The sequence below is a fragment of the Streptomyces pratensis genome (assembly GCF_037137275.1).
GTDB lineage: Bacteria > Actinomycetota > Actinomycetes > Streptomycetales > Streptomycetaceae > Streptomyces > Streptomyces pratensis_B.
Genome location: NZ_JBBBEN010000068.1, coordinates 64,028 through 81,507 on the forward strand (window position 1 = coordinate 64,028; position 17,480 = coordinate 81,507).

The following is a 17,480-nucleotide window of genomic DNA, read 5'->3' on the forward strand; positions in this document are numbered from 1 at the left end:
GGTCGGAAACGTGGAGAACCTGATTGCGCTGCTCGTCGCGGCGCCCCTGCTCGGAGCGGCGGTGCTGCTCTCCGGCGGACGCCGGCTGGACGCGGCCGGACACTGGATCGGCACCGTCCTCGCCGCCGCCTCCTTCGCCGTCGGCCTCGTCCTGTTCGCCGACATGCTGGGGAAGGGCGCGGAGGACCGCGCCCTGCACCAGCACCTGTTCAGCTGGATTCCGGTGGAGGGCTTCCAGGCCGACATCGCCTTCCAGCTCGACCAGCTGTCGATGACGTTCGTCCTGCTCATCACCGGTGTGGGCACGCTGATCCACCTGTACTCCATCGGCTACATGGAGCACGACGAGCGCAGGCGCCGCTTCTTCGGCTACCTCAACCTGTTCCTCGCGGCGATGCTGATCCTGGTCATCGCCGACAACTACCTCCTGCTGTACGTCGGGTGGGAGGGCGTCGGCCTGGCGTCGTACCTGCTCATCGGCTTCTGGCAGCACAAGCCCAGCGCGGCCACCGCCGCGAAGAAGGCCTTCCTGGTCAACCGGGTCGGCGACGTGGGCCTGTCGATCGCGATCATGCTGATGTTCACCACCTTCGGCACCTTCGCCTTCGGGCCGGTGCTGGAGTCGGCCGGCGAGGCGGGCGAGGGCAAGCTCACGGCCATCGGCCTGATGCTGCTGCTGGCCGCCTGCGGCAAGTCGGCCCAGGTGCCGCTCCAGTCCTGGCTCGGCGACGCGATGGAGGGCCCGACCCCGGTCTCCGCCCTCATCCACGCCGCGACCATGGTCACCGCCGGCGTGTATCTGATCGTCCGCTCCGGCGCCATCTTCAACGGCGCTCCGGACGCCCAGCTCGTCGTCGTCATCGTCGGCGCGGTCACGTTGATCTTCGGTGCGGTCGTCGGTTGCGCCAAGGACGACATCAAGAAGGCGCTGGCCGGCTCCACGATGTCGCAGATCGGCTACATGATCCTGGCCGCGGGCCTCGGCCCCATCGGCTACGCCTTCGCGATCATGCACCTGGTGACGCACGGCTTCTTCAAGGCCGGGCTCTTCCTCGGCGCGGGGTCCGTCATGCACGGCATGAACGACGAGGTCGACATGCGCAGGTACGGCGGCCTGCGGAAGTACCTGCCGGTCACCTTCGTCACGTTCGGCCTCGGCTATCTGGCGATCATCGGCTTCCCCGGCCTCTCCGGGTTCTTCTCCAAGGACAAGATCATCGAGGCGGCCTTCGCCAAGGGCGGGACCGAGGGCTGGATTCTCGGCTCCGTGGCCCTGCTGGGCGCCGCGATCACCGCCTTCTACATGACGCGCGTGATGCTGATGACGTTCTTCGGCGAGAAGCGCTGGCAGCCCGACGCCGAGGGCCGTGAGCCGCATCCGCACGAGTCCCCGAAGTCGATGACGATCCCGATGATCGTGCTGGCCGTGGGCTCGGTGTTCGCCGGCGGCTTCTTCGCGATCGGCGACCGCTTCGTCACCTGGCTGGAGCCCGTCACGGGATACGACCACGGACACGCCCCGCTGAGCGCGGCGGCGGTCACCGGAGCCACCGTGGTGGCCCTCGTCGTCGGCGTCGCGATCGCCTGGTCGATGTACGGGCGCAAGCCCGTGCCGGCTGTCGCCCCGCGCGGCTCGGTCCTCACCCGGGCCGCCCGCCGCGATCTTCTCCAGGACGACGTCAACCACGTGGTACTGGTCCGCGGCGGCGAGCACCTCACCCGCTCGCTGGTCTACGTGGACCACTCCCTGGTCGACGGCGTCGTCAACGGCACGGCCGCTTCGGTCGGCGGGCTCTCCGGCCGGCTGCGCAAGCTGCAGACCGGCTACGCCCGCACCTACGCGGTCTCGATGTTCGGCGGTGCGGCGGTCGTCATCGCCGCGACCCTGCTGATGAGGGCGGTCTGATCCCATGTCCTTTCCCCTCCTGACCGCGACGGCGGCGCTCCCGGCTCTCGGGGCCATCGCCACGGCCGCCGTCCCCGCGGCGCGGCGCACCGTCGCCAAATGGCTCGCGCTGGCCTTCTCGCTGGGCACGCTCGTCCTGGCGGGCATCGTCTTCGCCCGCTTCGAACCGGGCGGCGACCGCTACCAGCTCACCGAGTCCCGTGCCTGGATCGCCGACTTCGGCGTCCGCTACGAGCTCGGCGTCGACGGCATCGGGGTGGCCCTCCTCGGCCTCACCGCCCTGCTGATCCCGTTCGTCATCGTGGCGGGCTGGCACGACGCCGACCCCCAGGAGACCGCGTCCTCGCGCTGGCGTCCGACCCAGGGGTTCTTCGCCCTGATCCTCATGGTCGAGGCCATGGTGATCCTGTCGTTCGTCGCGACCGACGTGTTCCTCTTCTACATCCTGTTCGAAGCCATGCTCATCCCGATGTACTTCCTCATCGGCGGCTTCGGCGACCGGGCCCACGCGGGCACCGACGAGAACGCCGCGGCGCAGCGCTCGTACGCGGCGGTCAAGTTCCTCCTGTACAACCTGGCCGGCGGGCTGATCATGCTGGCCGCGGTCATCGGCCTCTATGTGGTCGCGGGCAGCTTCTCGCTCTCCGAGATCGTCGAGGCCCGCGCCGACGGTTCCCTGGAGATGGCGACCAGCACCGAGCGGTGGCTGTTCCTCGGGTTCTTCTTCGCCTTCGCGGTGAAGGCCCCGCTGTGGCCGCTGCACACCTGGCTGCCCAACGCGATGGGCGAGACCACCGCCCCCGTCGCGGTGCTGATCACCGCGATCGTCGACAAGGTCGGCACGTTCGCGATGCTCCGCTTCTGCCTCGGCCTCTTCCCGGAGGCCAGCACCTGGGCCACCCCGGTGATCATCGCCCTGGCCCTGGTCTCCATCGTGTACGGGGCGCTGCTGGCGATCGGTCAGCGCGACATCAAGCGGCTCATCGCCTACGCCTCGATCTCGCACTTCGGCTTCATCGTCCTGGGCATCTTCGCGATGACCAGCCAGGGCCAGTCGGGCGCCACGCTCTACATGGTCAACCACGGCATCTCGACGGCCGCACTGCTGCTGGTCGCCGGATTCCTCATCACCCGGCGCGGTTCGCGGCTCATCGCGGACTACGGCGGGGTGCAGAAGGTCGCCCCGGTGCTGGCCGGGACGTTCCTCATCGGCGGGCTCGCCACGCTGTCGCTGCCGGGACTCGCCCCGTTCGTCAGTGAGTTCCTGGTCCTGGTCGGCACGTTCAGCGCCTATCCGGTGGCCGGTGTCATCGCCACCTCCGGCATCGTGCTCGCCGCGATCTACGTCCTGGTCCTCTACCAGCGCACGATGACCGGGCCGGTGCAGGCCCCGGTCCAGGGCATGCCGGACCTCAAGGCCCGGGAGCTGGCGGTCGCGCTTCCGCTGATCGCCGTGCTGATCTTCCTGGGCGTCTTCCCGAAGCCGCTCACCGAGGTCGTCAACCCGGCGGTGGAGCACACCATGTCCGACGTACAGAAGAAGGACCCCCAGCCCGAGGTGGAGGCCGCCAAGTGAGCGCAACAGCTGTCCACAGTCTGTGGACGACGGCGAGCGGGGTGACATCGGCGGCGCCGGGCGACTCGTTCTCGGCGCCGAAGATCGAGTACGCCCAGCTCGCGCCCGTCCTGATCATCGTGGGCGTCGCCGTCCTGGGCATCCTGGCCGAGGCCTTCGTGCCGCGCCGGGCCCGCTACCACACCCAGCTCGTCATGACCGTGGTGGCGATCGCCGCCGCGTTCGCCGCGATCGTCGGCCTCGCGGCCGGAGGATACGGCACCACCAAGGCGCAGATCGCGGCCATGGGCGCCATCGCGATCGACGGTCCCACCCTCTTCCTCCAGGGCACCATCCTGCTGGTCGCCATGGTGGCGGTCTTCACCTTCGCCGAGCGCCGGCTCGACCCCACTGCCCACGGCAGGCGGGTCGACTCCTTCGCGGCCCAGCCGGGGGCCGTGCCCGGCAGCGAGAGCGAGAAGGCCGCCGTCCGGGCCGGTTTCGCCACCACCGAGGTCTTCCCGCTCCTCCTCTTCTCGGTGGCGGGTCTGCTGGTATTCCCGGCCGCCAACGACCTGCTGACCCTCTTCATCGCGCTGGAGGTCTTCTCGCTCCCGCTCTACCTCCTGTGCGCCGTCGCCCGCCGCAAGCGGCTGATGTCGCAGGAGGCGGCCGTGAAGTACTTCCTGCTCGGCGCGTTCTCCTCGGCGTTCCTGCTCTTCGGGATCGCCCTCCTCTACGGCTACGCGGGCTCCCTGTCGTACGCCACCATCGCCAACGTCGTCGACGGCTCGGTCCTGGAGATCGACCCGGCCCTCGCCGACACCATGGGCAACGACGCGCTGCTGCTCATCGGCGGGGCGATGATCCTGACCGGCCTGCTCTTCAAGGTCGGCGCTGTCCCGTTCCACATGTGGACCCCCGACGTCTACCAGGGCGCTCCGACCCCGGTCACCGGCTTCATGGCCGCGGCGACGAAGGTCGCCGCGTTCGGCGCCCTGCTGCGTCTGCTGTACGTGGCGCTGCCGGGCCTCACCTGGGACCTGCGGCCGGTGATGTGGGCGGTGGCCATCGTCACGATGCTGGGCGGCGCGATCGTCGCGATCACCCAGACCGACATCAAGCGGCTGCTGGCCTACTCCTCGATCGCGCACGCGGGCTTCATCCTCGCGGGCGTCATCGCGGCCAGCCCGGAGGGCATCTCCTCGGTCCTCTTCTACCTCGCGGCCTACTCCTTCGTGACCGTCGGCGCGTTCGCCGTCGTCACGCTGGTGCGGGACGCGGGCGGCGAGGCCACGCACCTGTCGAAGTGGGCCGGGCTCGGCCGCCGCTCGCCGCTGGTCGCGGCGGTCTTCGCGGTGTTCTTGCTGGCCTTCGCCGGCATCCCGCTGACCTCCGGGTTCTCCGGGAAGTTCGCGGTGTTCAAGGCGGCCGCGGAGGGCGGGGCCGGCGGGCTCGTCGTCGTCGGTGTGCTCTCCTCGGCCGTCGCCGCGTTCTTCTACGTCCGTGTGATCGTCCTCATGTTCTTCAGCGAGCCGAAGGCGGACGGCCCCACGGTCGCCGTCCCGTCCCCGCTGACCATGACGACGATCGCGGTCGGCGTCGCCGTCACCCTGGTGCTGGGCCTGGCCCCGCAGTACTTCCTGGACCTGGCGAGCCAGGCGGGGGTCTTCGTGCGGTAGCCCGCGCGGCAGAGGTGACGGCAGCGCCGGACGGTCCGATATCCACAGGGCCGTCCGGCGCTGTCGTAGGAGCCGCCTATCGTGGTCGGGGACGGGTCAGGACAGGCAGGGCCGGGGCGTGCGGACCTCGGGGGACAGAGCATGAGGTGGGGCCATGGAGGTGACCGGGACGGTGACCGACACCGACACGGGCGTCGAGAGCGAGGCGCGGCGGACGCTGCACCGCGTCTTCGGCTACGAGTCGTTCCGCGGCGAGCAGGGCGCGGTCATCGAGCATGTGGTGGCCGGCGGCGACGCCGTCGTGCTCATGCCGACCGGCGGCGGCAAGTCCCTCTGCTACCAGATCCCGTCCCTGGTCCGCCGTGGCACCGGCGTCGTCGTCTCGCCGCTCATCGCCCTCATGCAGGACCAGGTCGACGCCCTGCGGGCGCTCGGCGTCCGGGCCGGGTTCATGAACTCCACGCAGGACTTCGACGAGCGCCGCTCGATGGAGGCGCAGTTCCTCGCGGGCGAGCTGGACGTGCTCTATCTCGCCCCCGAGCGGCTGCGGCTGGACTCCACGCTGTCGTTGCTGGCCCGCGGCGAGATCTCCGTCTTCGCGATCGACGAGGCGCACTGCGTCGCCCAGTGGGGCCACGACTTCCGCCCCGACTACCTGGCCCTGTCCGTGCTCGGCGAGCGCTGGCCCGACGTCCCCCGCATCGCCCTGACGGCCACCGCGACGCACGCCACGCACGAGGAGATCACCCGCCGCCTCGGCATGCCGGACGCGAAGCACTTCGTCGCGAGCTTCGACCGGCCGAACATCCAGTACCGCATCGTGCCGAAGTCCGACCCCAAGAAGCAGCTCCTGACCTTCCTCCAGGAGGAGCACCCCAAGGACGCGGGCATCGTCTACTGCCTCTCGCGCAACTCCACCGAGAAGATCGCGGAGTACCTCTGCCGCAACGGCATCGAGGCCGTTCCGTACCACGCGGGGCTGGACGCCTCGACGCGCGCGACCCACCAGGCGCGTTTCCTGCGCGAGGAGGGCCTCGTCGTCGTCGCGACCATCGCCTTCGGCATGGGCATCGACAAGCCGGACGTCCGCTTCGTCGCCCACCTCGACCTCCCGAAGTCCGTCGAGGGCTACTACCAGGAGACCGGCCGCGCGGGCCGGGACGGGGAGCCGTCGACGGCCTGGATGGCGTACGGCCTCCAGGACGTCGTCCAGCAGCGCAAGCTCATCCAGGGCGGCGAGGGCGACGAGGCGTTCCGCCGCCGCGCCGCCGCCCACCTGGACTCGATGCTGGCCCTGTGCGAGACGGTCCAGTGCCGCCGCGCCCAGCTCCTCACCTACTTCGGCCAGGACCCGGCGGCCGCCTCCTGCGGCAACTGCGACACCTGTCTGAATCCGCCGGAGACCTGGGACGGCACGGTCGTCGCGCAGAAGCTGCTCTCCACGGTCGTCCGCCTCAAGCGCGAGCGGAACCAGAAGTTCGGCGCGGGCCAGATCATCGACATCCTGCTGGGCCGCAAGACGGCCAAGGTCATCCAGTTCGACCACGACCAGCTCTCCGTCTTCGGCATCGGCGAGGAGCTGGCCGAGGCGGAATGGCGCGGCGTGGTGCGCCAACTGCTCGCGCAGGGTCTGCTCGCGGTCGAGGGGGAGTACGGCACGCTGGTCCTCACCGAGGACAGCGCCTCCGTCCTGGGTCGGGAGCGGGACGTGCTGCTCCGCAAGGAGCCCAGGAAGCCCGCGTCCCGGTCGTCGTCCTCGGCCAGGGGCGGCAAGGCCAAGGCGGCCGCCGCCGACCTTCCGGAGTCCGCGGTCCCGGTCTTCGAGGCGCTGCGCGCCTGGCGCGGGGCGACGGCGAAGGAGCAGGGCGTCCCGGCGTACGTCATCTTCCACGACGCCACGCTCCGGGAGATCGCGACGCTGCACCCGGCCTCGCTCGCCGAGCTGGGCGGGGTCAGCGGGCTGGGTGAGAAGAAGCTCGCGACCTACGGGGAAGGCGTGCTGGAGGTCCTGTCGCAGATGCCGGGAGTCACGGCCCCGGCGCCGTCGCCGTCGGGAGCCCAGGCCGCCGCCGTGGCCCCGCCCGCTTCCGCCGCGGCGCGCCCCGCCCCGGCCCAGCAGCACAGCGACCCCGAGTTCGGCTGGGACGAGGAACCGCCCGAGTACGAGTGAGGGGCGCACCGGGCGGTGGGAACAGCGGCGGACCTACCCCAGGTCCTGCCCCAGGTCCGCCGCCCGGCGGCGAGGTGTGACCGCCGTGAGGTCGAGATCGACGGGGAAGGGCACCGACACCTTCATCCGGTCGTGGAAGATCCCCGTCGAGGTGTACGCACCGGTGGCCGGCTCCCGCTCGAAGACGTACACCACGGCACGCCCGTCGTGGTTCTCCACCCGCCAGTAGTGGGGGATGGCGGCCCGGGCGTACTTCACGGGCTTGGTCTCCCGGTCGCGGGACCGGGACTCGGGGGACACGACCTCGATGGCGAGGCGCACCGACTCGGCGGGGAACCGGGTCTGGTCCGGGTCCTGGACGATGCCACCGTCGATGACGATCACATCGGGTTCCGGCCGGTTGTAGCGGTCGATGTCGATGGTGAACTCGCGCACGACCTCCAGCTCGGGCGGGGCCAGGGACTGCAACTGCCAGTTGAAGAAGTCGACCGCGCGTGAATGGAACAGGGTCTGCGGACTCACGAACACGAGGCTCCCGTCGATCAGCTCCGTGTGCGGAGGCAGATTCGGGAGTGTGTCCAGGTCATCGGCGGTCCAGCCGCCTTCTGGCGGGACCGCCCACCGCGGCTCGCAGGCCTCGGGTTCGACGCTCATCGTTGCTCCCATGGGGAGGAGTCTCGCGGGCCTGACCAGCGTATCCGCCGGGAACCGGGTCAGGCCTCCCCCAGGCGTGTGAACGAGGGGCGCACTGCTGACCGGAGCCGCGCCGTGCTGTTCCCCCGGGGCCCTCGCCCCCGTGACTGCTGCCTCAGTCCCCGCCCCCGCTGCCGTCCCCGCCGTCGCTCCAGCTGCCGCCGTCCCCGCCGCCTCCTGAGCTGGAGCGGTCCTGCTTGACGTTGCGGTGGACCGCACGGGCGGTCCACTGGGCGCGGCGCAGGAGCTTCATCGCGGATGCGCCCTCGCGGCCCCGGCCGCTCAGGGCGCCGGCGAGACCGGCGGCGGCGACCAGAGCGGCGAGCACGCGGCTGCGGTGGTCCGGGAAGCCCTGCTCCTCTGCCCGGGTGAAACGCCGCCGGGCCGCCCCGACCGGGTCGGGGTCGCCCGGGAAGTGGCGCTGAAAGGGGAACAGGCCCAGGAAGCGGCGGGTCTCGCGGCGCAGGACGCCGCGCTGGACGAGGGCGTCGAGGTGGCCCTCCTCCGCGCCCCGGGCGTGCCGCCGCACCCAGCCCTTGGCGCTGGTCCCCGAGCGCAGGCGGCTCTTTCCCGGCGGGTCCAGGGTCCGCAGCAGGGCGGCGAGCAGCGGGTCGGCCGGGCCGAGCGGGCCGACCACGTGGACCCGGCCGCCCTCCTCGCGTACCCGTCCCTGGAGCTCCAGCTCGGCCAGGACCGCTCCCGCCGTCGCATACCGGAGGAAGGCGCGGGTGCGGAGCGCCGACCCGCGCCGGGGGTCCAGCCCGAGCAGCAGGATCTCCTCGGGCAGCGTCGTCGCGGGGGCGGGGCGGGTCACGGCGCGGTGACGATCCGGCCGGTCACGTCGCCGAGGCCGACGCGGGTGCCGTGCGGGCCGGGGGCCCAAGCGGTGAGCGTGACCGTGTCGCCGTCCTCCAGGAACGTGCGCTTGCCCTCGGGCAGCTCCAGCGGGTCCCGGCCGTTCCAGGTGAGTTCCAGCAGGGAGCCGCGCTGGGCGGGCTCGGGGCCGCTGACCGTGCCGGAGCCGTACAGGTCGCCGGTGCGCAGCGAGGCGCCGTTCACCGTCATGTGGGCGAGCTGCTGGGCCGCCGTCCAGTACATCGAGGCGAACGGCGGCTCTGCGACCACCTGGCCGTTGATCTCCACGGAGATCCGCAGGTCGAAGCCGCCCGGCTCCTCGTCCCGGGAGTCGTCGAGGTAGGGCAGGAGCGGGACGTCCCGGGCGGGCGGCGCGGTGCGGGCCGCGTCCAGGGCCTCCAGCGGGGTGACCCAGGCGGAGACGGAGGTGGCGAAGGACTTGCCGAGGAACGGGCCGAGCGGCACGTACTCCCAGGCCTGGAGGTCGCGCGCGGACCAGTCGTTGAGGAGCGAGAGCCCGAAGACGTGCTCGCGGAAGTCGGCGAGCGCGACCGGGGAGCCGTGGGCGGACGGGACGCCGACGACGAATCCGACCTCGGCCTCGATGTCCAGCTTCACCGAGGGCCCGAAGACGGGGGCCGGGTCGGTGGGGGCCTTGCGCTGGCCGCTGGGGCGCACCACGTCCGTGCCCGAGACGACGACGGTGCCGGAGCGGCCGTGGTAGCCGATCGGCAGGTGCTTCCAGTTCGGGGTGAGCGCGTCGCCGTCCGGGCGGAAGATCTGCCCGACGTTGGTGGCGTGGTGCTCGCTGGCGTAGAAGTCGACGTAGTCGGCGACCTCGTACGGCAGGTGCAGGGTCACCTCGTCCACCGGGTGCAGCAGCGGCTCGATGTCCGCGCGGTGGCCCGGGACCGTGAGCCAGGCGGTGAGCGCGCGGCGCACGTCCCGCCAGGCGGTGCGGCCCGCCGCCAGCAGCGGGGTCAGGCTCGGCTGCGCGAGCAGACCCGCGTAGGGGGAGCCCAGCGCGTGGGCGGCGGCCCCGGCGTCCAGGACGTGGTCGCCGATGCGGACGCCGACCCGGCGGTCGTCGGGGTGGCCGGGGGTGGAGAACACACCGTACGGAAGGTTGTGCGGGCCGAAGGGGTCGCCCTCGGCCAGATCGAGCGGGCTGCTCTGCTCGGGCATGGGTTGCTGCCTCGCTTTCCAGGTCGCGTGAGGGACACGTTACGTCGGGGCTCCTGCCCTGCGGCAGTGCCCCGGCTGTGCCCAACTGTGCTTATTGCCCGGAAAGTTCATGAGGGCCCCGGGAAACCGGAGGGCCCTCGGGCGCGCTGCGGGCCCCTCAGCCCGCCGTGCGCGGGATGCGTTTCTCCCAGGTGCGGTGGAAGACGACCTCGCCGCCGTCCTTGCAGACCACCTCGTTGGAGGTGAGGAAGTCGTGGGCGTCGGCGGCGATCTCGGAGCGGGTCTCGATCTCCACGTCCCAGGCCGTCTCGGGCCGGTGGAGCCGGATCGTCCGGTCGGAGCGGGTCCGCGCGGAGAGCGGGTCGTCCTGCTGGACGGTGCAGGTCTCCCGGGCGTCCTCGGTGATTTCGAGGCCGTCGGGATGGACGCGGGCGCCGCCGTAGCGGGGGGCGACCTCCACGCGCCACTCGCCCGTGGCGACGTCGCGGACGACGAGGCGTTCCGGGCGCTCCCCGTACAGGGTGACGGGCTGGACGACGCCGAGCGGTTCGGACTGCTCGGGCTCCTCGAAGGCGATCGCCGGGTGCTCGGTGTGGCGGCGCACCGGCAGTTCGACCAGGCTGCCGCCCGCGTCGAGGACGAAGCCCGAGGAGCCGGCCTGCGGCCAGATCCAGGGCCAGTACGAGGAGGAGACCGCGAGCCGGATGCGGTGGCCGGGCTCGAAGGTGTGCCCGATGCCGTGGAGGTCGAAGACGACGTTCTCGCTCTCGCCGGGGGTCCAGTCGTCGGCGCGGTCGCGGCCGTGCCGGGCGGCGAGGTTGAGGACGCCCCGGGTGACCAGGGTGGAGGAGCCGTCGGGGGCGACGTCGCAGAGGCGGGCGACGGCCTGGCCGCGCGGGACGTCCATCCGGATGCGGAGCCGCACCCGGGGGCGGCCGAGGATCTCGATGGGCGCGTCCTCCACGGGGAACTCGAAGGCCACCGACTTGGCGTCCTCCTCGCGCTGGTCCGGCGGCAGGTCCGCGTCGGCGCCGGACGGGCAGAAGCGGCCCGCGTCCACCCCGGTGTGCTGCGGCGAGGCGACGAGCCGTTCGCCGCCCCTCAGGGCGTACGCCACCGGAGTCACGTTCTCCGGGGGCCAGTTCCGGTCCCCGACCCAGCGGCCGGGCAGCGTGTCGTACACGGTGGCGGGCGGGTGCGAGCCGCTGATCCAGGACCGCAGCAACGGTTCCCGCATCACCCCGGTCTCCTCGCCCTTGAGGTGCTGGTCCCACCAGCGCAGGGTCTCCTGGAGGAAGCCGATGGCGGGGCCGGGCGGCTGCCCGCGGTCCGGGTACTGGTGCGACCACGGGCCGATGATCCCGCGCACCCGCTCCGGATCGAGGTGTTCCACGACGCGCAGGACTGTGTCGCGGTACGGGTCGTGCCAGCCGCCGACCGCGAGGACGGGCGCCGTGATGGCCCCGTAGTCCTCGCGGACGCTGCCGTGCCTCCAGTAGGCGTCGCGGCTCTGGTGGGCGAGCCAGGTGTGGACGAGGGGGTCGACGGCCTCCAGCCGTTTCAGCCACATCTCCTTCCAGCCGGACCCGGCCCGGGCCGGGTCCGGCGGGCGGCAGACGAAGGCGAGCATGGCGGCGGCCCAGGCGTGCATCTCCACGGCGAGGACGGAGCCGCCCATGTAGTGGCCGCCGTTGTCGTAGCGGTCGTCGGTCGAGCAGACGGCGACGACCGCCTTCAGTGGCTCGGGGGCGAGCGCGGCGATCTGGAGCGAGGTGCAGCCGCCCCAGGAGATGCCGAACATCCCGACCCGGCCGGAGCACCACTCCTGCTGGGCCAGCCAGTGGATGACGTCGACCCCGTCCTTGAGCTCCTGTGCGTCGTGCGCGTCGCCCGGCAGCCCCTCGCTGTTGCCGTGCCCGCGCACGTCGACCCGTACGGAGGCGTAACCGTGGCCCGCGTACCAGGGGTGCCGCTGCCGGTCGCGGGGCGCGGTCCAGTCGCTGAGCCGGTGGGGCAGGTACTCCAGCAGGGCGGGGACCGGCTCGTCGGTCAGCGGCCGCCAGATCCGGGCGTAGAGGCGGGTGCCGTCGGGCAGCGGGATGTACACGTCCTCGTGGGTCGTCCCGTAGGGGAACGCGGTCGCGATGTTCATGGGTCACCTCGGGGGACGACGGCGGCGCCGTGGCGGCGTCCGGCGGGCGGGGCGCGTCGTGCGTCCCGGCCAGGGGGCGGCGAGTGCCACCGCCCCGCAGGCCGCCACCGCGCCGGCGAGGAGCAGCCCGGGGCCGCCCGCACGCCGAGGAACGAGAGCCGCTCCCCGGGCGGTGGAGGGGAGGGCCCGGCGCCGGCCGTGGTGTCGGACAAAAAGGAGACTCCTGTTCTTATGAGCTGATTTCGAACATACCGGCGGTCGCGGGAAGCCGCCCACGGTGATCCAGAGGGGACCGGATACGCTGAAGTTGATTCGAGACAGCGACACATCGACATTGCGTGTGATCGTCAGCAGACAGGAGATGTCCCCGTGACCGTCGTCGGGCCGTTCGGACTGCACGTGCGGGACCAGGCTCTTGAGGCCGATGTCCAGTCGGGCCTGGCCGCTGTCGAAGCGGGGCTGCTCGAAGCTACCAAGAGCGGGGTGCCCTTCATCACGGAGGCCGCCCAGCACCTCGTGCGCGCGGGCGGCAAGCGGTTCCGCCCTCTGCTGGTCATGCTCGCGTCACAATTCGGCGATCCGGACGCGCCGGGCGTCGTCCCCTCCGCGGTCGTCGTCGAGCTGACCCACCTGGCCACGCTGTACCACGACGACGTGATGGACGAGGCCGACGTGCGACGCGGCGTGCCCAGCGCCAACGTCCGCTGGGGCAACTCCGTCGCCGTCCTGACGGGCGACTTCCTCTTCGCCCGCGCCTCCCACATCCTGGCCGACCTGGGCCCGGAGGCCGTCCGCATCCAGGCGGAGGCCTTCGAACGGCTCGTCACCGGCCAGATCCTGGAGACCGCCGGCCCGCGCGACGGCCGCGACCCGGTCGACCACTACCTGGACGTCCTCAGCGGCAAGACCGGCTCGCTGGTCGCCGTCTCCGGCCGGTTCGGCGCGATGATGTCCGGGGCCGACGAGCGGACCGTGGACATCCTCACCCAGTACGGGGAGCGGCTCGGCATCGCCTTCCAGCTCGCCGACGACGTCCTGGACATCGCCTCCGACTCCCACGAGTCCGGCAAGACCCCCGGCACCGACCTGCGCGAGGGCATCCCCACGCTCCCGGTCCTGCGGCTGCGCGCCCAGGCCGCCGCGGAGGGGAAGCCCGACGACCTGGAGCTCGTCGAGATGCTCGACGGCGACCTCGGCGACGACGGGCGCCTCGCCGAGGCGCTGCGCCGGCTGCGCGCCCACCCGGCGCTGGAGCGGGCCCGCCAGGACACCGTGCGCTACGCCCAGGAGGCACGCGCCACGCTCGCGCCGCTGCCCGAGGGGTACGCGAAGTCCGCGCTGGCGGAGCTGTGCGACGCCGTGGTGCACCGCGCGGGCTGAGGCGCGGACCGGTACACGGCTCCTGGAGCCCGGTGCCCGGAGCGGCGCCACCCCTACTGGACGGCCCACCCACCCGATCGGGTTGTCATACCGGAGCAGTAGGTGGAGTTGATCCCCCGGGCTGACGCTTCGAGCCGCCCGATTTGGTCAGATGGATGTCAACCACTCCTGACCCCATCGGGTGAGAAGGGCGGCGGGGAGTGGGCGAGCAACCGGACGGAAGCCGCCGACCACGGAGGTAGGGCACACATGGCACCGAACGACAGCGCAGAGACCACCGGCGGGGCCACCGGCACCGTCGTGGGCCGCAGGAAAGCGGCGCGCTACATCGTCCCCGTCGCGGTCGCGGGGGTGGCGGCCGCGACCATCGGACTGGTCCCGGCACTCGCCGACTCCGGCGACCCGGACCTTCCCACGATCAGCGCACAGGAACTCGTCGAGCGGATCGCCGCCTCCGACGAGGAGCAGCTCTCCGGCACGCTCAAGATCAGCACCGACCTCGGCCTGCCCCTCGACGGCCTCGCGGGCTCGCTCCTGCCGAGCGGCGGGAACGAGGGCGGCGGCACGGCCGCGCCGCAGGACAAGCTCATGGAGCTGACCTCCGGCACGCACACCCTGCGCGTGGCCGCCGACGGCCCCGACCGGCAGAAGCTCTCCGTCCTCGGGGAGGGCGCGGAGTACAGCGTCATCCACAACCAGGGCGAGGTCTGGGCGTACGACAGCGCGTCCGGCGAGGCCTACCACGCCGAGGCTCCAGAGGGCCGCGGCAGCGCCGAGAAGGGCCCGAAGGCTTCCGAGGGCGCACCGGCCACCCCGAAGGAGTTCGCCGAACAGGCGCTCGCGGCGGCCGGCGACACCACCTCGGTCACCGTGGACGGCACGGCGCAGGTGGCCGGGCGGGACGCCTACCAGCTGCTGATCAAGCCGAAGCAGTCCGGTTCGACGATCGGCTCGGTCCGCATCGCCGTGGACGCCGAGAACGGCGTACCGCTGAAGTTCACCCTGTCCGCGGCGAGCGGCGGCAAGGCCGTGGTCGACGCCGGGTTCACCAAGGTCGACTTCTCCCGGCCCGCCGCTTCCACGTTCGCCTTCGCCCCGCCCAAGGGCGCCAAGGTGACCGAGGCCGACGAGCTGGAGACCGGCGAGGACGAGCACGGCGCGGCGCACAAGGCGCTCCCCGGGCAGCTCGCCGAGCTGGACGGCTTCGACGGCGTCAACGTCATCGGTGAGGGCTGGACCTCGATCGCCGAGATCAGGACGCCCGGCGGCACGGGCCTCCCCGCGGCGGGCTCTGACGACGTCCCGGCCGAGGCGCAGGGCTTCCTCGACGCGCTCGGCGACAAGGTCTCCGGGAAGTTCGGCTCCGGCACGGTCTTCTCGACGCGCCTGGTCAACGCCCTGCTGACGGACGACGGCAAGGTGTACGTCGGAGCGGTGACGAAGGACGCGCTGGTGCGCGCCGCCGACGCCGCTCGGTAGCCGCTGCCGGACGGACCGCCCCGGCCCCGCCGCGCACCCGTGCGGCGGGGCCGGGGCGCTGGCCCCGCCGCGAGGGGCGACGCCCGGGGAGAGGTGCGAGCGGGATGACGAGGACGACGGCCGGGCGTGCGGCGGGCGGGGTGGACGCCCCCTTCGTGATCCGCACCCGGGGCCTGACCGAGCGGTACCGCGGCGGTCAGCTCGCCGTGGACGGCCTCGGCCCTACCGTGCCGGTCGGCAGCGTCTTCGGCTTCCTCGGCCCCAACGGCTGCGGGAAGACGACCACGATCCGGATGCTGATGGGCCTCATCGCCCCGACCCGGGGAACCGCAGCCAAGGACATCACGGCCCGAGAGTCGCGGGGGCGGGGCGGGTGACGGCCCCATGGCCGGATCGGATCGATGAGCGGCCCGTCCGCGCCGTCGGCCGGGCGAGCCGTCCCCCGATCGGCTCGTCGCGGCGCCAACGGCACGAACGGTGCGAACAAAGGGAACTGTACGACACGGTACGTTCCGTTTCCGCTTGGGTATTGTTCGGCCTCTGACGACGACCTGTCAACAAGAGATTGGCTTGATCAGCCCTATGCTCACCGAATGATCACATCGCCGAGTAGCCTTCGCCGCAGCGAGCGATCACGCCGCGCCATCCTGCGGGCCTCGCTCGACCTCTGCACGGAGCGGGGATACGGGCGCGTCACGGTGGAGGCCATCGCGGCCCGCGCCGGGGTCAGCAAGAAGACGATCTACCGCTGGTGGCCGTCGAAGGGGGCCGTGCTGCTGGAGGCGTTCGCCGACGTCCTGGTCGACGCCACCCCCTTCGTGGACACCGGTGACATCGGCGCCGATCTGCGCGCCCACGTCGCCGGCGCGGTGAGGGTGCTCTCCGTCCCGCCGTTCGGCCCCGCCTACGCGGGCATCCTCTCCGAGCTGCACCACGACGACACCCTGGCGCGCGCTGTGCGTGAGCAACTGGTCGACCCGCGCGTCGAGGAGGCGGTGGGCCGGCTGCGCGGCGCCCAGGACCAGGGCCAGATCCCTCCCGGCGCCAACCTCCCGCTGGCCGTGGAGATGCTCTACGGACCCGTCTACTACCGCCACGTACTGGGCAAACCGGTCCAGGACGAGGAGACGGTCGCCGCGCTCGTGGACCACGTGCTGCGCGCGCTGAGGGCGCCGGGGTACTGAGTGAGCATTCGGCTCGCATATCGGGTGTTCGGCTGCCTGGTTCATGCGGGTCTGTGGCCCCGTGGCCCGGTGGCCGGCGCCAACCTCATGCCCTGCCGCCCCACCCACGAGACCACCCTCGACCGGCCCGACAGCTGGACCAGATGAAACAGTCATCGGAGAACCGAACGCTCACTTAGCCGGAAACCGCTTGGAGGGGCAATATGACGACCGAGTAAGCGAGGAGCGCACAAGGCGCCGCTGTCATCAGGGTGAGGGCACGCTCCCGGTGCGTTCGGGCCATGACCAGCGGGATGAGAGCGAAGGTCGCGAAGCAGGCCACCGCCTGGGGTGTGTAGTGCAGGTCCCAGGCGTACATGACTCCTTCCATCCCGAAGAGCCCCGCGAGCGCAGCGAGGCCGACGACGCGGCGCCGCACGTCCTTGCCGCATCGCCACCACTGTCCCGCGACGCCGAACAGCGGCCCCGCCACACATGCCATGGCGAGCCAGATCAGCGGGAAGAGCGGCGAGCCCATGCCCTCGCGGCCGAACTCGGCATAGCCGTAGTACCCCACGACGAGTCCGGCCTCCGCGGCCAGCCCGCCGACCGCGGCCTGGAGCAGAGTGTTTCGGCGCGCGAGCAGGGCTCCGGCGACGAAAGCCGAGGCGGACCATATGGCGCCGGAGTTGGCGAGCTGGTTCCAGGCTCCCGGAAGCCATCCTTGGGCCAGGTTGGTGAGGACTCCCAGCAGCAGCCCACCTGCTGCTGCGGCTGCCGGAGCGGCACTCCGCCCGCTGGCGCCGGTGGCACTGCCGGGTTCCGCCAGCTCCGCAGGGGCGTCGGTCGTCGCCATGTCGGCCTCCGTATTCATCGTTGGACTTGCCGCAGTCGGACTCAGCGCACTATACACATGATGTATAGACGCGGTGCATAGCTACGGGGTTGCCATCCGGAATACGCGATCCGCGGTCGCGGGCCAGTAGTGGAGCAAGTGGGTGCGGGGGGCTCTGCGCCGATGGTTGCGTCAGCTGAAGGTTCGCTCGACCGCCCAGCGCTTCGGGACCGGGGCGAAGCCTCTGCTCCCGGGCTTGCGGGCGGTGATCTCCATGTCGACGCCGAGGGGGGCGGCAGGCTCGACGAGGCGCCGACGGTAGCCGCCGGCACCTTGCGGGTGCCCGGGTGGCCGGCGGCGACCTGGTCGAGCAGAGCGGTCCCGGCGTCAGGCGCCCGCCCCTCCGGCCCCTCCGGCCCCCGGGT

12 protein-coding genes and 2 pseudogenes are annotated in these 17,480 nt (G+C 71.9%); 8 read left to right on the forward strand and 6 right to left on the reverse strand.

All coding sequences use genetic code 11. The features are described 5' to 3' along the window. The first annotated feature begins 10 nt into the window (after window positions 1-10). The 4 genes from nuoL (at window position 11) to recQ (ending at window position 7,313) form a co-directional block, all read left to right on the forward strand. Window positions 11-1,906, forward strand: coding sequence for an NADH-quinone oxidoreductase subunit L (gene nuoL / locus V9U70_RS07065; protein WP_336673607.1), 1,896 nt, complete (start codon window positions 11-13; stop codon window positions 1,904-1,906). A gap of 4 nt (window positions 1,907-1,910) precedes the next feature. After that, window positions 1,911-3,482, forward strand: a complete 1,572-nt coding sequence (locus V9U70_RS07070) for an NADH-quinone oxidoreductase subunit M (protein ID WP_336673608.1) — start codon at window positions 1,911-1,913, stop codon at window positions 3,480-3,482. Continuing rightward, window positions 3,479-5,143, forward strand: a complete 1,665-nt coding sequence (gene nuoN, locus V9U70_RS07075; RefSeq protein ID WP_336673609.1) for an NADH-quinone oxidoreductase subunit NuoN — start codon at window positions 3,479-3,481, stop codon at window positions 5,141-5,143. The genes V9U70_RS07070 and nuoN overlap by 4 nt, the downstream gene beginning before the upstream one ends. Window positions 5,144-5,297: 154 nt before the next feature. Beyond that, a complete protein-coding gene (gene recQ, locus V9U70_RS07080) occupies window positions 5,298-7,313 on the forward strand; it encodes a DNA helicase RecQ (RefSeq protein WP_336673610.1) in 2,016 nt (671 codons plus the stop codon). Between the two features lie 33 nt (window positions 7,314-7,346). Here the strand turns inward: recQ and V9U70_RS07085 are convergent, their stop codons facing one another. The 4 genes from V9U70_RS07085 to V9U70_RS07100 all read right to left on the reverse strand — a co-directional run bounded on the left by V9U70_RS07085 (window position 7,347) and on the right by V9U70_RS07100 (window position 12,198). Then, the gene (locus tag V9U70_RS07085) at window positions 7,347-7,967 is read right to left on the reverse strand and encodes a Uma2 family endonuclease (protein ID WP_336673611.1); all 621 of its coding nucleotides are present in this window, start codon (window positions 7,965-7,967) and stop codon (window positions 7,347-7,349) included. A 154-nt stretch (window positions 7,968-8,121) separates the two neighbouring features. Next, entirely contained in the window at window positions 8,122-8,820 is a 699-nt protein-coding gene (locus V9U70_RS07090; protein WP_336673612.1) for a GOLPH3/VPS74 family protein, read from the reverse strand. Further along, window positions 8,817-10,046 carry a fumarylacetoacetase gene (fahA, locus tag V9U70_RS07095; RefSeq protein WP_336673613.1) on the reverse strand — a complete coding sequence of 410 codons (1,230 nt, stop codon included), beginning with the start codon at window positions 10,044-10,046 and terminating at the stop codon, window positions 8,817-8,819. Before fahA ends, V9U70_RS07090 begins: the two co-directional genes overlap by 4 nt. A gap of 157 nt (window positions 10,047-10,203) precedes the next feature. Next, a complete protein-coding gene (locus V9U70_RS07100; RefSeq protein ID WP_336673614.1) occupies window positions 10,204-12,198 on the reverse strand; it encodes a CocE/NonD family hydrolase in 1,995 nt (664 codons plus the stop codon). A 369-nt stretch (window positions 12,199-12,567) separates the two neighbouring features. On the opposite strand from V9U70_RS07100, the gene V9U70_RS07105 reads away from it, so the two are divergent. The 4 genes and pseudogenes from V9U70_RS07105 to V9U70_RS07120 all read left to right on the forward strand — a co-directional run bounded on the left by V9U70_RS07105 (window position 12,568) and on the right by V9U70_RS07120 (window position 16,241). Then, on the forward strand, window positions 12,568-13,578 hold the full coding sequence (locus tag V9U70_RS07105) for a polyprenyl synthetase family protein (RefSeq protein WP_336673615.1): 1,011 nt from the start codon (window positions 12,568-12,570) through the stop codon (window positions 13,576-13,578). A 249-nt stretch (window positions 13,579-13,827) separates the two neighbouring features. Next, complete coding sequence (locus tag V9U70_RS07110) at window positions 13,828-15,057, forward strand: LolA family protein (protein ID WP_336673616.1); 1,230 nt, start codon at window positions 13,828-13,830, stop codon at window positions 15,055-15,057. A gap of 104 nt (window positions 15,058-15,161) precedes the next feature. Continuing rightward, window positions 15,162-15,389, forward strand: a pseudogene (locus V9U70_RS07115) (ATP-binding cassette domain-containing protein); the annotation flags it as partial. A 261-nt stretch (window positions 15,390-15,650) separates the two neighbouring features. Then, window positions 15,651-16,241 (forward strand): TetR/AcrR family transcriptional regulator, encoded by a 591-nt coding sequence (locus V9U70_RS07120; protein WP_336673617.1) that lies wholly within the window; start codon window positions 15,651-15,653, stop codon window positions 16,239-16,241. A gap of 175 nt (window positions 16,242-16,416) precedes the next feature. On the opposite strand, the gene V9U70_RS07125 is transcribed toward V9U70_RS07120, so the two are convergent. Next, window positions 16,417-17,076 carry a DUF6518 family protein gene (locus tag V9U70_RS07125; protein ID WP_336673618.1) on the reverse strand — a complete coding sequence of 220 codons (660 nt, stop codon included), beginning with the start codon at window positions 17,074-17,076 and terminating at the stop codon, window positions 16,417-16,419. Between the two features lie 177 nt (window positions 17,077-17,253). Further along, a pseudogene (locus V9U70_RS07130) lies at window positions 17,254-17,441 on the reverse strand (IS5 family transposase); the annotation flags it as partial. Between the last annotated feature and the right edge of the window lie 39 nt (window positions 17,442-17,480).

What these genes read in the sequence shown, in the direction of transcription:
- fahA (WP_336673613.1), bottom strand. Translation starts at nt 10,046, where the DNA reads ATGCCCGAGCAGAGCAGCCCGCTCGATCTGGCCGAGGGCGACCCCTTC.
- V9U70_RS07100 (WP_336673614.1), bottom strand. Translation starts at nt 12,198, where the DNA reads ATGAACATCGCGACCGCGTTCCCCTACGGGACGACCCACGAGGACGTG.
- V9U70_RS07125 (WP_336673618.1), bottom strand. Translation starts at nt 17,076, where the DNA reads ATGGCGACGACCGACGCCCCTGCGGAGCTGGCGGAACCCGGCAGTGCC.
- V9U70_RS07070 (WP_336673608.1), top strand. Translation starts at nt 1,911, where the DNA reads ATGTCCTTTCCCCTCCTGACCGCGACGGCGGCGCTCCCGGCTCTCGGG.
- V9U70_RS07120 (WP_336673617.1), top strand. Translation starts at nt 15,651, where the DNA reads ATGATCACATCGCCGAGTAGCCTTCGCCGCAGCGAGCGATCACGCCGC.
- V9U70_RS07085 (WP_336673611.1), bottom strand. Translation starts at nt 7,967, where the DNA reads ATGAGCGTCGAACCCGAGGCCTGCGAGCCGCGGTGGGCGGTCCCGCCA.
- recQ (WP_336673610.1), top strand. Translation starts at nt 5,298, where the DNA reads ATGGAGGTGACCGGGACGGTGACCGACACCGACACGGGCGTCGAGAGC.
- V9U70_RS07110 (WP_336673616.1), top strand. Translation starts at nt 13,828, where the DNA reads ATGGCACCGAACGACAGCGCAGAGACCACCGGCGGGGCCACCGGCACC.